Source organism: Burkholderia sp. Ac-20392, from assembly GCF_017104585.1.
Lineage (GTDB): Bacteria > Pseudomonadota > Gammaproteobacteria > Burkholderiales > Burkholderiaceae > Burkholderia > Burkholderia lata.
In genome coordinates, this window is record NZ_JAAGPB010000205.1 from 1 (window position 1) to 14324 (window position 14324).

The 14324-nt window shown below is 66.7% G+C and carries 15 protein-coding genes; 5 read left to right on the top strand and 10 right to left on the bottom strand.

Annotation, left to right across the window (positions count from 1 at the left end; genetic code table 11):
* Nucleotides 1–1537: sigma-54-dependent Fis family transcriptional regulator (locus G3N99_RS21565; protein WP_206123424.1), on the bottom strand; the 1537-nt coding region annotated here is incomplete at its 3' end.
* Between the two features lie 387 nt (nt 1538–1924).
* Between G3N99_RS21565 and G3N99_RS42580 the strand changes: the two genes are divergently transcribed.
* Nucleotides 1925–2200, top strand: a complete 276-nt coding sequence (locus G3N99_RS42580) for a DUF2964 family protein (protein WP_307873415.1) — start codon at nt 1925–1927, stop codon at nt 2198–2200.
* On the opposite strand, the gene G3N99_RS21575 is transcribed toward G3N99_RS42580, so the two are convergent.
* Nucleotides 2194–2412 (bottom strand): hypothetical protein, encoded by a 219-nt coding sequence (locus G3N99_RS21575; protein WP_174936757.1) that lies wholly within the window; start codon nt 2410–2412, stop codon nt 2194–2196. The two genes, G3N99_RS42580 and G3N99_RS21575, sit on opposite strands and share 7 nt — an antisense overlap.
* Before the next feature lie 28 nt (nt 2413–2440).
* Between G3N99_RS21575 and G3N99_RS21580 the strand changes: the two genes are divergently transcribed.
* Nucleotides 2441–2728, top strand: coding sequence for a DUF1488 domain-containing protein (locus G3N99_RS21580; protein ID WP_011354308.1), 288 nt, complete (start codon nt 2441–2443; stop codon nt 2726–2728).
* A 233-nt stretch (nt 2729–2961) separates the two neighbouring features.
* Nucleotides 2962–4920, top strand: coding sequence for a serine protease (locus tag G3N99_RS21585; RefSeq protein ID WP_206123425.1), 1959 nt, complete (start codon nt 2962–2964; stop codon nt 4918–4920).
* A gap of 110 nt (nt 4921–5030) precedes the next feature.
* On the opposite strand, the gene G3N99_RS21590 is transcribed toward G3N99_RS21585, so the two are convergent.
* Nucleotides 5031–6332 (bottom strand): NCS2 family permease, encoded by a 1302-nt coding sequence (locus G3N99_RS21590; protein ID WP_089426935.1) that lies wholly within the window; start codon nt 6330–6332, stop codon nt 5031–5033.
* A 143-nt stretch (nt 6333–6475) separates the two neighbouring features.
* On the opposite strand from G3N99_RS21590, the gene G3N99_RS21595 reads away from it, so the two are divergent.
* Complete coding sequence (locus tag G3N99_RS21595; protein WP_206123429.1) at nt 6476–6643, top strand: hypothetical protein; 168 nt, start codon at nt 6476–6478, stop codon at nt 6641–6643.
* Between the two features lie 480 nt (nt 6644–7123).
* Complete coding sequence (locus tag G3N99_RS21600; protein ID WP_011354312.1) at nt 7124–7402, top strand: hypothetical protein; 279 nt, start codon at nt 7124–7126, stop codon at nt 7400–7402.
* Nucleotides 7403–7562: 160 nt separating this feature from the next.
* Here G3N99_RS21600 and G3N99_RS21605 read toward each other — a convergent pair whose 3' ends face one another.
* The 7 genes from G3N99_RS21605 to G3N99_RS21635 form a co-directional block, all read right to left on the bottom strand.
* Nucleotides 7563–7937, bottom strand: a complete 375-nt coding sequence (locus G3N99_RS21605; protein ID WP_174945460.1) for a DUF2917 domain-containing protein — start codon at nt 7935–7937, stop codon at nt 7563–7565.
* Between the two features lie 344 nt (nt 7938–8281).
* Nucleotides 8282–8653, bottom strand: coding sequence for a DUF2917 domain-containing protein (locus G3N99_RS21610; RefSeq protein ID WP_206123426.1), 372 nt, complete (start codon nt 8651–8653; stop codon nt 8282–8284).
* Between the two features lie 251 nt (nt 8654–8904).
* A complete protein-coding gene (locus tag G3N99_RS21615; RefSeq protein WP_174945462.1) occupies nt 8905–9192 on the bottom strand; it encodes a hypothetical protein in 288 nt (95 codons plus the stop codon).
* A gap of 79 nt (nt 9193–9271) precedes the next feature.
* Nucleotides 9272–10177, bottom strand: coding sequence for a metal-dependent hydrolase (locus G3N99_RS21620; protein WP_069252278.1), 906 nt, complete (start codon nt 10175–10177; stop codon nt 9272–9274).
* Nucleotides 10178–10207: 30 nt separating this feature from the next.
* Nucleotides 10208–11995 (bottom strand): SDR family oxidoreductase, encoded by a 1788-nt coding sequence (locus G3N99_RS21625; protein ID WP_206123427.1) that lies wholly within the window; start codon nt 11993–11995, stop codon nt 10208–10210.
* A gap of 44 nt (nt 11996–12039) precedes the next feature.
* A complete protein-coding gene (locus G3N99_RS21630; protein WP_206123428.1) occupies nt 12040–12939 on the bottom strand; it encodes a M24 family metallopeptidase in 900 nt (299 codons plus the stop codon).
* A 489-nt stretch (nt 12940–13428) separates the two neighbouring features.
* A complete protein-coding gene (locus G3N99_RS21635; RefSeq protein WP_174945467.1) occupies nt 13429–14202 on the bottom strand; it encodes a slipin family protein in 774 nt (257 codons plus the stop codon).
* Between the last annotated feature and the right edge of the window lie 122 nt (nt 14203–14324).

Here is a 14324-nt window from a genome sequence, read left to right on the forward strand (position 1 = left end):
TGCGCGCGAGCCGCGCGAGAATCCGCTCGACGAGCGCGGGCAGGTCGGTGCGTTCGGCAAGCGCCGGCAGCGTGACCGCGAGCCCGTTGATCCGGTAGAACAGGTCTTCGCGGAACGTGCCGTCCGCGATCATCGCGCGCAGGTCGCGATGGGTCGCACAGACCACGCGCACGTCGACCGGCACCGCGCGCGCACCGCCGAGCGGCATCACCGCGCGTTCCTGCAGCACGCGCATCAGCCGGACCTGCTGCGCGAGCGGCATGTCGCCGATTTCGTCGAGAAACAGCGTGCCGCCGTCGGCCTGCACGATCTTGCCGGGGCTGCCGCGCTTGCGCGCGCCGGTGAACGCGCCGTCTTCATAGCCGAACAGCTCGGCCTCGATCAGCGAATCGGGCAGCGCCGCGCAGTTGACCGCGACGAACGGGCCGTCCGCACGCGGCGAAGCCTGGTGCAGCGCGCGGGCGAGCCATTCCTTGCCGGTGCCGGTCTGGCCGAGGATCAGCAGCGGCAGGTCGCGCCCGCGGATCTTCGCGACGCGTTCGAGCACGGCGGCCATGCGTGCGTCGCCGGTGTCGAGCGTCGCGAACGTGATCGTGTCGGGATCCGGCGTGCGCGCGCGCGCGATGGGTGCGGGCGGCGTGACGGCGATGGTGGTCTTGTGTGCTTCCGCGAATTCGCAGCGCGCCAGCACGCGTACGCCGGTCGACAGCGTGAGGCGGAACATCGCACCGGGTGCGCGTGCCGCCTGCTGCGCGAGCTGGCCGAAGCGCAAGCCGAACAGCGCGTCGCTGGCCTGATGCTGCAGTGCGTCGAACGATGCGCCGAGCTGGAATTGTGCGCTGCGGTTCGCGGCGATCAGGCCACCGTCGGGGCCGAATGCGACGAGCCCGGCGAACAGCGAATCGACGCATTCCTCGTGCGCATGAAAGCGCAGCCGCAAGGCTTCCGCGCACTGGTTCGCGAACAGGTGGTTCTCGATCAGTTGCGCGGACATCCGCACGAGTGCGAGCGTATGCGGGCTCGAGCCGCGCGGGTCGCCGCTGACGTCGAGCGTGCCGAGCGTGCGGCCGAACGGGTCGAAGATCGGCGCGCACGAGCAGGTGAGGATGTGGTTCGCGCGCAGGAAGTGTTCGGCGCCGTGCACCGCGACGGCCTGGCCCGATGCGAGCGCGGTGCCGATCGCGTTGGTGCCGCGTGCGCCTTCCGCCCACGACACGCCGGTGCATAGTGCGACGCGATTGGCTTTCTCGATGAAGTCCGCGTCGCCGATGCTGTGCAGGATCACGCCGTCGGCGTCGGTCAGCAGCACGAGGCTTTGCGTGTCGGCGATTTGCGCGTGGAGGTTCTCCATCACCGGGCGGGCGTGCGAGAACAGCGCGTGATTCGTGTCGAGCAGTTCGCGCAACGCGATGCGCGACAGCGGCGAGAAATCCGGGCGTTCGTGCGCGCGCAGGCCGACCGCGGTCGAACGCGCATGCGCCTGCGCGAGCAGGTCGGTGCGACCCGCGGTGGCGGGCAGCACGAAGGGTTGCGGCATGACTTGTCTCCTGTCGATCAGAGTTAGCGCTTTAGCGCTTACTCTGATCCCATGCTTCGCGGTCGGCCGCAGTTAGCGCTTTAGCGCTTACTGGGACCCCATGCTTCGCGGTCGATCAGAGTTAGCACTTCAGCGTTTGCTCTGATCCCATGCTTCGCGTTCGAGCCCGGTTGGCACTTCAACGCCAACCCAGGCCCCATGCTTCTCGAAATTGACCGGTTCTCGGCGCACGCACACGCACCGAAACCCGCAACAGATTCCCGCCTCCACGTGCGGCGCACCATCGGTGTGCGAACGGCGACCATCCGGGTACGCATCATCATACAAGCGCCGCGTACGAAGCGCGACCGCGAACAAAATCCCCTTGCTTTTAAATGCCCGCCTGCAATGATGGAAATGGAGCACGCACGCGCCGTGTTCCGCATTGCAACATGCATGCGACGCGACATGCATCCGTTCGGGAGAGGCATCATGGTTCGGACGGAACTGAGAGTCGTGCTGGCGGCCATCGCCACTTTCATCATGCTGGGCGGCATCGCCGTGGCGATCCACGGGCTGCTGTTCGATCTGACCGATGCGGTGCGATACGGGGCGGCCGCGATTGCGGTGGGCGCCACGACGGCTGCCATCGCGCTCAACGTCTGGCCGAACGATCCTCACTGACGCCGCTTTTCGAAACGGTGCCGGATGCCGCGCTGATCAGAGGAAATGCGCGTCGGAACGACGCACGCCGGAATATTTGTCTCCTGCGCGAAACCGTCTAAAGTGGAAAGCAACCGGCATGCATTGTCCGCGCCATCATCCGCGGGCCGCGCCTCCGCCGGCGAGCCCGCGTACATTTCGTCCGGCCGGTAGCGGACGACGGACGCGGTCATTCGTTTTCTACCGGTCGAGGCGGCTCCCATGCAGATCCATTTCACGAACGAGAAGCCCGAGTATTCGGGGCGCGACCTGATGCTTGCGTTCACGGCGTTGGTCAATGGCGAGCGCGTCCAATGTCAGATCACCGCCGAGGCACTGGAAGATCACTTCGGCGCGGCGTCGCCGCGCTTCGAGGACATGGTCGGCGCATTCGACCAGCACCGCGACCGTATCGAGGCGGCTGCACGGCGCTTGCTGTCGGAGACGCGCGCGCAGTGCGTGACGCTGCGCAGCGGCTACGTCCGCTTCTACGAGGCCAACTGGCGCTGACGACACGACGCTCGTTTTGCGGCGCACGTCGCTGAACGTTGCGCACGCGAAGACGTTGCCTTTCACGCAATGCCGTTCGGCGGGGCCGGGCGGCATTTTCGTATGCGGACCGCACCGGATTGCCGCTGCGCCGGGCCGGCTGCTAGTGTGCCGACACGAACCGGCATCCCGATTCGTCAGGATCGCAGAGAAAATCATTCGAATTCCAACACAATAAAAAGAGGGCACCGCACGTGGAAAATCGTTCGGGATGGGGGAAGGCGCGCCGTCTGCTGGCAGGCGCATGGTTGCTCGCAGCCGGCATGTCGATGGCCGATGGGGCGGTTCGATCGGATGACGACGCGATCGGTCAGAACGCGCCAGGTGAGGTCAACCTCGTCGCGGGCGATGTCGTGACGGGCGGCATAGTCGTGGCGCCGGGTCGCGTCGCGACGCCGTGTCATCGGCTCGCAGGCCGACCGGCATTCGACATCGCATCGGCCGATGGCCACCGTCTTCCCGCGCGTCTCGTCGCGGGCTACCAGGATCGGGACATCTGCATCGTCGAAGCGACGGGTCTCGACGTCGCCGCTGTGCCGCTGACGGCGCGAAGCCCGGAATCGGCCACGACCGTCTATCTGGCGGGCGCGCGATTCGGCCGTCGTGATCCCGTTGCGCTGCGCGCGTGCTGCCATGCATGGGCCGCGGACGGCGGCATGCATTCCGGCGTGCTCGCGTCGCCGAATCCGGCGGCGCCGCGCCTGCCCGAACCGGGGGCCGGCGTCTACGACGAGCAGGGCAATCTGATCGGCATGGTGGGCGCCCACGCGGACAATGCCGCGTCGCTTTACATGGTGCTGCCGGTCGAGTGGATTGCGACCGTGGCGGCGAAGATGCCGGCCGTCGACCTGCCGCTCGAAGCGACCGCCTGGATGAGCCAGGCGCGCGCGTACGCGGTGGCGAACGACGTCGACGGGCTGATTCGCCATGACCTTGCATGGACGGCCGCGCGACCGCACAGCGCATGGGCGTGGAACAACCTCGGCAATGCCTATCGCACGAGCCGGCTGCCCGATCGCGGCGCGCTCAGCCTGGCCGCCTATCGCCGCTCGGTCGAAAACGATCCGTCATACGCATTTGGCTGGAGTTCGCTCGGCAACACCTATGCTGAGCTGGGGCAGATGGACCGCGCACTCGACGCGTTTCATGCCGGCATGCGTGCCGATCCGTCGGACGCGATGCTGCCGATGAATCTCGGCATCGCGTATTTGCGGCGCGGCGACAAGGCCGCTGCGCGACCGTTGTTCGAACGGGGCGTACATGATCTGTCCGGTTCGCGCCAGGCCGATGCGTGGAGTCTGCTGGCCTCGACGCAGCCGGATGCCCAGGCAACCATCGGTGTGCTGCAAGACGGATTGAAGGCCTTTCCCGACGATGTGCGGCTTTGGTATGCACTCGGCCGCGCGCAATACGATCTCGGTCACCTGGCGGACGCGATCGTCAGTTACCAGCATGCACTGAGCGCGCAGAAGGGCGGCGATCCCGCCACGACCGCGCTCATTCAGGGCGCGCTAACCCAGGCATATGCGCTGCAAGGCCAGTCCGGCAATGCGTCCAGCGCGATGCACAATGCGGTTGAAGCGGCGCCGGACAATGCCGAATACTGGTTGCGGCTCGGCGCGCTGTACATGACGCAGTCGAACTACGTCGATGCGTTGAGTGCACTTGATCGATCCATCAAGCTGAACGACGGCGACGCGAGGGCATGGCGGATGCACGGCGTGACGCTGGCGCAACTGGGCCAGCATGTGCAGGCCGTCGCATCGTTCCGGCGCGCGGTGACACTGGACGAATCGCTGGCGGCGGGGTGGGTGGTGCTCGCGGGCGAGCTGAACCAGATCGGACAGCCCGACGAAGCGTCGACCGCGGCTGCGCATGCATTGAAGCTTGATCCGTCGAACCGGTTGGCGCGGGAGGCGATGGGCATCGCGGCGATTCGCGGCAAGCGGCCCGATGCGGCGGTCGGGATCTTCGAGGAATTGAACCGCGCGTATCCCGATGACGCGCAAGTCATGGCCAACCTGGCGGTCGCTTATCGCCGTACCGGGCGGGCCGATGACGCGGTGCAGCTGTATCGCCGCGTCAAGGCGCTCGATCCGACGCTGGCGCAGCGGCTGTACGACGAGGAGCTCAAGGGTGTCGCGACACCTTGATCCGCGCGGACAAGGCCAGGCGGCGGCAGTCACGGCGCGTACAACGAAAAACGCCACCCGAAGGTGGCGTTTTTTCATCGTGCATCCTGCACCGCGCCGAAGCGCCACCGTCACTCGCTGCCGAGATAGAAGAAGCGGAACAGGAACACGGCTGCGATGAGCCACACGATCGGCTTGACCGAGCGGGCCTGGCCCGTCAGCAGCTTGAGGCCGCCGTAAGCGATGAAGCCGAACGCGACACCGTTCGCGATCGAGTACGTGAACGGCATCAGCAGCGCGGTCAGTGCGGCCGGCACGGCTTCCGTTGCATCGTCCCACGGCACCTCGACCATCTCGCGCAGCATCAGGCACGACACGTACAGCAGTGCCGGCGCCGTGGCGTACGCCGGCACGACGCCGGCGAGCGGCGCGATGAACAGGCACGCGAGGAACAGCACCGCGACGGTGATGGCCGTCACGCCGGTGCGGCCGCCGGCCTGCACGCCCGATGCGCTTTCGATATACGCGGTGGTCGACGACGTGCCGAGCACCGAGCCCGCGACGATCGCCGTGCTGTCGGCGAGCAGCGCCTTGTTCAGGCGGTTCATCTTGCCTTCGACGAGCAGGCCCGCGCGGTTCGCGACGCCCATCAGCGTGCCCGTCGCATCGAACAGCTCGACGAGGAAGAACACGAGGATCACGTTGATGATGCCGGTCGACAGCGCCGCGCCGATGTCGAGCTTGAACAGCGTCGCATCGATCGACGGCGGCGCGGAGAACACGCCGTGGAACTGGTTGTCGCCAAAGAAGAACGACAGGATCGTGACGCCGATGATGCCGATCAGGATCGCGCCGCGCACGCGCAGGTGGTCGAGCGTGACGATCGTGAAGAAGCCGACGATCGCGAGGATCGTGTCGTGCTTGTGCAGGTCGCCCAGCGTGACGAGCGTGGCCGGGTTGCCGACGATCACGCCCGAGGTCTTCAGCGAGATGATGCCGAGGAACAGGCCGATACCCGCTGTGATCGAGATCCGCAGCGATTTCGGAATGCCGTTGACGATCGCCTCGCGCACGCGGAACAGCGTGACGAGCAGGAACAGGCAGCCGGAGATGAACACCGCGCCAAGCGCGGCCTGCCACGTGAAGCCCATCCCCTTGACGACCGTGTACGCGAAATACGCGTTCAGGCCCATGCCGGGCGCGCATGCGATCGGGTAGTTCGCGTACAGGCCCATGATGAGCGACGCCAGTGCCGCGACGAGGCAGGTCGCGACGAACACGGATTCCTTCGGCATGCCGGCGTCGCCGAGGATCGCGGGGTTGACGAAGATGATGTAAGCCATCGTCAGGAACGTGGTGACGCCCGCGAGTATTTCGGTGCGGAAGTCGGTGCCGGCTTCAGCGAAGCCGAAATACCGCTTGATGGATTCCATGAAGGCGTTTCTCCGGTCGGGTTGTCGTGTTGCTTGTTGTGCCGAATTGTTGTAAAGGCAGCGCGCGGCCGGCTTACTGTAACCAGCCACTATTGCCCGGCTATCGGCGGATTGTAATAGCGCGGATAGCTCGGACGATATAGTTGGAGGGCACGATCGAAAGATGGATCGGCTGCCTGCGCGCGAACGGTCTGGCAGCCCGGCCGCGCGGCGAAGGCGCGCATTTTACCGGTTCGGGCGAAACGGGCCGGAAGAAATGGCTGAAACGGGAGCGGGATGCGCGAACGATGCGTGCGCAATGGCGTGCATGACGGCGTGCAACACGGCACGCACGGCGTATCGCACGGCGCGGGTGCGGAATGACATCCGACTGAAACGGAGCGCCCGCATGCTGAACGAACGCGGGGCAGGCCGCGCGTGCGCGCAAACGCACGGGCGCGGCCGGTGCGGATGCCCGGCAGCGGCGTGCAGCGGCCATTCGTCAGTCCAGGCGGTTGCAGATATCGGGCTATCCTGCGCCGAAGCCGTCCCGCCCGCAACTGTCATTTCGTGATGCGGGGGCGACTGTGGTTTCTGTGTAAAAGATTGCAAGACCCCATCGCATAAACCGGCAAGTCTTTCTAGGATAGATACACCGCGCATGCACACGCCGGCCGGTAATTGCCGACGCGGGGGAGTCGCAGTCCGTGCAGGCCGGGCGGTGTAGTGCGGTCAAGGCCGTTGCGTGTTCGGGCAGGCACGGCCGCTTGCGATTGCCCGATGCGGGTTCGTCCGTAATCACGGAGGTCAGCATGTTGAACTGGATCAGCCGTTGGGCGATGCGACACGCCCCCACGCCGGAAAAAACCGCTGCGTCGATGCTCGTGACGGCGCGCATGGAACTGTTCGCAGCCGAACAGCGCGTCATCGACGCGAAATTACAAGCGGATTACTGGCGCACACGTGTGTCATTCCTCGAAGAGGTGCAGAAGCAGGGCATCGATCCGTGGGTGACCTCGCAGGCAGCGCAACGTCCCGACCTCGAGTCCACTCCCCGAAGCACGGGCCCGCGTCTCGCCGCCAGCACCTGATGCACCTGTTGCATCCCGTCGCTGCGCACGGCGCGCGATCGCTCGCGGCACGCACCGGCGTGCCGCGACATTCGATGCGCACCTGCGGCGCGTTACGCCGCAGGTGCGTCCGTTTTCGGTCGCGGCCGTTCCGCGTCTCGCGTGCCTGACGGCGCGTCGCTTATCCGCTCGTTCCCCCTGCCCCGAAGAGCAAACGTTGCACTTGCGCGAGCGTGCGCCTGAAGCGCTCGCCGCGACGCACGAATGCCGTCGTGAGCGTCGCTTCGGCCGACCGGTCGGCATCGGTGCCGAGCCAGATGCGCTCGCCACGTGCGATACGCAGCACGTCGCCGGGCTGCACCCAGTAGTCGTCGACGCACGGCGGGCGCGTGACCCACAGCGCCGCGCCATGCGCGCGGAGCTCCGCGTCCCGCGGCGCGCGCCACGTCAGCGTCGTGCGCGGTGCGACCGCGAAACGGATCACGACAGTCGGTAACGCGATCGTGCCGGCGCGGCGCCGATCGGGACGGTCAAACAGCGGGCTTGCCTGGTCCATCGTCTTCTCCATTCAGTGAGCCGGATGGATGACGCGCACCAGAACAAAAAGGCCTCATCCGTTTCCGGTGAGGCCTTGTGTGACATGCGGTACTGCTCGACTGCTAACGCACACGCGCCTCCCGTGAACCATTCTTTCGAATGTTCATCGATCGATGAATCACGGCGGCGATGAGCGTGTACGTAGGCATGCGAACGAGTTTGTCTGCGTGGAACTGCGTTGTCAACGACAATTTTCGGGATAGGCGAGCACGATGCATCGACGTGCGCACCTGGCATTGCGTGACGCCGCTGCATCCCCGTAGCGAGTGTGCAGCAGCGCTTTCGTCATGGACGACTTCGGCTTCAACTTCGACATCGCTCGCGCAGCAAGCTGCGCATTCGCGCGAGCGCATGCGCCAGCCATGCGCCGCGTGTCATCGCGTACGCGGTCGTGATCGATGCTTCGGCCGGACGGTCGTCGTCGGTGCTCATCCAGATGCGATCGCCGCGCCGCACGCGCAGCACGTCGCCGGTTCGTATCCAGTAATCGTCGACGCTGCCCAGCCGCGTGACCCACAGCGTCGCGTCGTGCACACGGATTTCGGCATCGTTTTGCGCGCACCATGTCAGCGTCTTGCGCGGCGCGACCGTGAATTGCATCACGACCCGCGGCAATGCGATCGCATCGGTGCGGCACCGATCGGGGCAGACAACCAGCCGGCTTGCTTGGTCCATCGTCATCTCCATCCGTTGAGCCGGGCGGGATGACGCGCACCAAAACAAAAAGGCCTCATCCGTTTCCGGCGAGGCCTTGTGACATGCGCAACTGAATCTCGATGCTAACGCACAAGCGCCCCCGGTGATCGCCACGTATTGGCGTTCACTGGTGTTTTATGCGCGATGGCGGCGGGCTTGAGCGTAGGCATGCGAACGAGTGTGTCGTCGCAGCGCACCAATGTCAACGGAAATTTCGAGATACGTGGCGGTCACGCGTCGCGTTGCGCGAGCCCGTTCACGAGCAGCTCGGACAGCAGGCCCGTCATCCCTTCCGGGTGCGTGGCCGCGCGCGCCTTGAGCTGTTCGACGAGGTCGGCGTTGAGCTTGCAGGCGAACGGCACGAGGCCCTGTTCCTGGTCGAGCTTGCGCTGCGCGCGGCGGTCGAGCTTGGCCGCGTCGTCGGCGCCCTTGCCGAAACGCGCGGCGCCCGACTGTTTCATCGCTTGCGTCAGCTTGAGCGCCTTGTTCTTTTCGAGATCGGTTTTCTTCATGGCCATCGCGGCACCTCCGGGAAATGAAGCCGCGATTGTACGCATTTCGGCGGGCGCCGCCCGCCGAGCCGGCAATAAACCCCGGTCAGGCGCCCTTCGTCGTGCCCCAGTTGCCGCCGTGCGCGGCCGCCTGCGCGGCCGGCGAGCGGGCGAGATAGGCGAGCGCCTGTTCGGTCGAGCCCTCGTGGTGCGGCGTATAGCTCGGCTTGAAATAGCGCAGCGCCGCGCCGATCACTTTCCAGAACGACGGCAGGTGCCCGCGCCGCGAGCCTTGCCACCACGCGAGCACGAAGCCCGGGTAGCGGCCGGCGGCCGGGTCACGCCGGTACATGAACTTCGCGCCCGTCGTGATGTAGTAGAGCAGCAGCAGGATCACGAACGCCATGTGCACGCAGCGCTCCGGATAGGTGCCGCCCAGGTGCCGGTAGATGTCGAACGCGACCGTGCGGTGCTCGACTTCCTCCGCGCCGTGCCAGCGCAGCAGGTCGACCATCGTCGGGTCGGCTTTTCCTTCGTCGAGCCCGTGCGCGTTGAGCACCCAGTTGCCGAGATAGCCGAAGAAATGCTCGAGCGACGCGATCACCGCGAGCTGCTGGCGCAGCCAGAAACGCGTGTGGCCGATCTTCAGCCCGAGCGGCTGCTCGCCGAGCACGCGCGTGAAGAGGCGGTTGAGCTTCTGCGTGAACGGCTTCGTGTCGATCCCGTGCCGGTCGTAGTAGTGCTTGAGCACGCCGCCGTGCGAACGCGAATGCACGGCTTCCTGCCGCAGGAAGCCTTCGGCCTCGTCGCGCAGGCGCGCATCGGTGATCAGCGGCAGGGCCTTGTTGTACACGCGGCAGAACCACAGCTCGCCTTCCGGGAACAGCAGGTTCAGCGTGTTGATGATGTGCGTGCTGCCCGGATCGTTCGGCACCCAGGTAATCGGCGTGTCGCTGAAGTCGAACTTCACGTGCCGGGCCTTGATCTTGTGATAGTCGGCGGTATCGGTCATCTGTGTCTCCCTGTGCGGCGTCGTGCGCCGTCAATGCGATGCCATGCTGACGCGGGCGATCATCCGGCCGAGCCACGGCATGAAGCGGCCGACGAAGCGCATCGCGTGCGCCTCGCCGCCGACCGCGACGACGGGGCGGTTGCGCAGCACGCCGTCGACCATCGCCTGCGCGACGGTTTCGGGTTTCAGGCCACGCATCTGGTACAGCTTCGTCGCGCGCTTGCGCAGCCGCGCTTCGTCCTGTGCATTGGCGCCCGCGTATTGCGTCGACGCCATGATTCCGGTCTCCGCGAAGCCGGGGCACACGGCCGTCACGCCGATGCCTTGCTCCGCGAGTTCCGCGCGCATGCATTCGCTGAGCATCAGCACGGCGGCCTTCGTCGTCGCATACGCGGGCAGGTCGCGCGACGGCCCGAACGCGGCGGCCGATGCGGTGTTGACGATGTGGCCGCCGGTGCCGCGCGCGGCCATCTGCTGCGCGAACAGCCGCGAGCCATGGATCACGCCCCACAGGTTCACGTGCAGGATGCGCTCCCAGTGCCGTGCGCTGGTGTCGAGGATGCCGCCGGCCATGCCGATGCCCGCGTTGTTGATCACGACGTCCGCGCCGCCGAGTTCGCTGCCAACCCACGTCGCCAGCGCTTCCATGTCGTCGGCGGACCCGACGTCGACGCGCTTCGCATGCGCTTGCGCGTCGGTCAACCCGATCACCAGCGCGGTGCGTTCGGCGCTCGCGAGATCGATGTCGCACGCGACGATCGTTGCGCCTTCGCGGGCGAACGCGAGCGCCGCGCAGCGGCCGATGCCGCTGCCTGCGCCGGTCACGACCGCGACCTTGCCGCTGAAACGGCCGCTCGTTGCGCGGCGGCGCGCGTTTGCCAGCGCGGGCGGCTCGTTGCCCGATTCGACCGCGTCGATCAGTTGCCCGGCGAGATCCGCGAAGCGCGCGGGATCGGCGAGCGGCAGCCAGTGGCCGGCCGCGACCTCGCGACGGTAGTACTGCGGCACCCAGCGCGACAGGTTCTCGGACAGCGCGGGACTCACGTACTTGTCGCCGAGCGGCACGATCGTCTGCACCGGCGCATGCGCGTAGCGTTCGCGCGGGGCGAACAGGCAGCGGATGAAGTTCGCGCGATAGAGGCGCACGCCGCGCGCGCCGTCGTCGGCCTGCGTCGGGCGCGGCGTGGCGGGCGTTTTCTCGAGCCGGCGCAGCAGGCGCGGCCACGCGCGGCCGAGCCACAGCCGCCAGCCGAGTTCGGGGATGAACGGCAGGTGGAACAGGTACACGTACCACGACCGCACGAGCTGGCCGCCGAGCTTGGCGAGCGATGCGGGCGTCGGGCGCAGCACGCGTTCGCGCAGCCAGAAGCCGACGTGGTCGAGGCACGGCCCCGAGCATGACGTGTACGACGCGATTCGGCCGGCAAGGCGCGGATCGGTGACGAACTCCCAGCCCTGGATCGAGCCCCAGTCGTGCGCGATCAGGTGCACGGCGCGGCCGGGGCAGAGCGCGTCGATCACCGCGACGAAGTCGTCGGTCAGCTTCGCGAGGTGGTAGTCGGCCGTGCGTTTCGGCACGCCGGACAGGCCCGCGCCGCGCACGTCGTACGCGATCACGTGGTGCTTGCGCGCGAGCAGCGGCGCGACGTGCTGCCAGACGCTGCTGTCGTCGGGATAGCCGTGCACCAGCACGACCGGCGAGCGGGCCGGGTCGCCCCAGGTCTTGACCGCGAGCGTCAGGTCGCCGGAGGCGACTGCCGTTTCGCTATGAACCGATTCGAACAGGGCCAGCGGCGCTTCGTCGGAAAGAGGCTGCATCGTGAGTCCGTCGTTCAGGGAGTCGGAGGAAGGGCGCGTTCGCGTCAGGCGGCGGCCGGCACGGTCGCAATGGCCTGCGTACGCTCGGCCTGGCGGCGCTGCCAGCGGCGCACGTGCGGCAGGTCTTCGTCGAGCCAGTACGCGTCGTCTTCGGTGATGACCAGCAGCTCTTCGAATTTCGCGCCGACGCCGGCGAAGCCGAGATGCGGCTCGACGGCCCACAGGCCCGGCACCGGCGCATGCTCGGAGCGGCGGTCGATCGACCACAGCGGCGACCAGCCCTGCTGTTTCGCCGCGCGGCCCTGGTCGAGCAGCAGGTTGCGCGTGGCGTTCAGCCCGAAGCGCGCGACGAAGCGCGGTTTCGACAGCTTGTGGATCTTCGCGACGCGATGCGCGAGCACCTTGAACGGATAGGCCTTGTGGCGCGGCTCGACGCCCTGGCGGCGGCACAGCGCGTCGACTTCCTGCGCGACCTCGGCCATCGACCGGCGCTCCTTCACGAGCCGCACGATCATGTCGCGGTGGTCCATCAGGTCGTCCTGCAGCTGTTCGAGGATCGGGTTGTGGCCGAGGCAGTGCGCGTAGCCGACGTCGGCCACGATGCCGTCGAGCACCGGCGCGACGTCGAGGATCACCGGCATGTCGGTCTCGAGCTGGCGGTTGCTCGGGAAGAACGCGAGATTGAAGCCGCCCATGTGTTTGAGGCCCGAGAAGCCTTCGAACGCGGTGCGGTCGCCGAACCACGCGAACGGCTTGTGCAGCCAGTCGTGCACGCCGTTGTCCTGCAGCCATTCGGTCAGCAGGCGCGCGGCTTCCTTTTCGGTGATGCCGGGGTAGAGCATCGCGCCGACGGTTTCGACGCAGCGGTACGCAAGCTGCTGGACCGCGCGGAATTGCGGCAGCTCGGCGAGGTGGACTTCCGGCAGCGGATGGTGGTCGGCCATGATGCGTCTCCGTTTGGGGCGCTGATCCGGAACGCGCCCGCCGGCGTCACCGGTGCGGGTTATTCAGTCAGCATTTAATGTGTCATTGGGCGATGTAATGATCATAGACGGTTCCGGGACGCGCGCCAGCCCCCTGGGGTGAGGATTTGTCCTAATGGAAGGGGGAAATGGAGGGGAAGCTCTAGATTGGAGGCAGATGCCGAGGGGGCTGCTGCCCGAAGCGCCTGGCATCGGGGCGACACTGAATCCGGCAAAAGGGGCGGATCCGGCACCCGACGGGCGTGCCAGGTCGATAGAAATTCGGCAATAAAAAAGGACGCTTGCGCGTCCTTTTGCCGTCTGGAGTGTTGCGCATCGTCGAGAGGCGTCCCCAGCGTTTTCATCGGTGATGCTAGCGAAGTATCGACGGCACGTCAAAATTGAATCGCGTCGAAAGCGACGTGCTCGCCGCACAAGTCACGGCGTCCGTGCCGGCGTTCAATGCCTGCCTCACCCCTCCCGCTTCCCCCCCATCCGCTCCAGCAACGCCCCCAGCAGATCGACCGGCAGCGGAAACACGATCGTCGAGTTCTTGTCCGCCGCGATCGTCGTCAGCGTCTGCAGGTAGCGCAGCTGCATCGCCTGCGGCTGCAGCGCGAGCCGTTGCGCGGCCTGCAGCAGTTTCTCCGACGCCTGCAGTTCGCCTTCCGCATGAATCACCTTCGCGCGCCGCTCGCGCTCGGCCTCGGCCTGCCGCGCGATCGCGCGGATCATCGTCTCGTTCAGGTCGACGTGCTTGATTTCGACCGTCGATACCTTGATCCCCCACGCATCGGTCTGCGCGTCGAGCGTTTTCTGGATGTCGGCGTTCAACTGCTCGCGCTCGGCGAGCAGCGCGTCGAGTTCGTGCTTGCCGAGCACCGCGCGCAGCGTCGTCTGCGCGAGCTGGCTCGTTGCCTCGAAGAAGCGCGCCACCTGGATCACCGCCTTCTCCGGATCGACCACGCGGAAATACACGACCGCATTGACCTTCACGGACACGTTGTCGCGCGTGATCACGTCCTGCGCGGGCACGTCGAACACGACGGTGCGCAGGTCGATCCGCACGACCTGCTGGACGATCGGGATGATCAGCACGAGCCCCGGCCCCTTCACTTTCCAGAACCGGCCGAGCATGAACACCACGCCGCGCTCGTACTCGCGGAAGATGCGGATCGACGACGCGACGAGCACGACGACGAAGACGATCAGGACGCTGCTGAAGCCGAACGTGTAACCGATCATGAAGGTTCTCCTTGGTGTTGTTCTTGATGGTGTTCCTGCCCCGGCACGTCGTAGAGCGGCGCGACGGTGAGCAGCAGCCCGTGGCGGCCGGTGACGCGCACGCGGCAGCCGGCGGCAAGCGG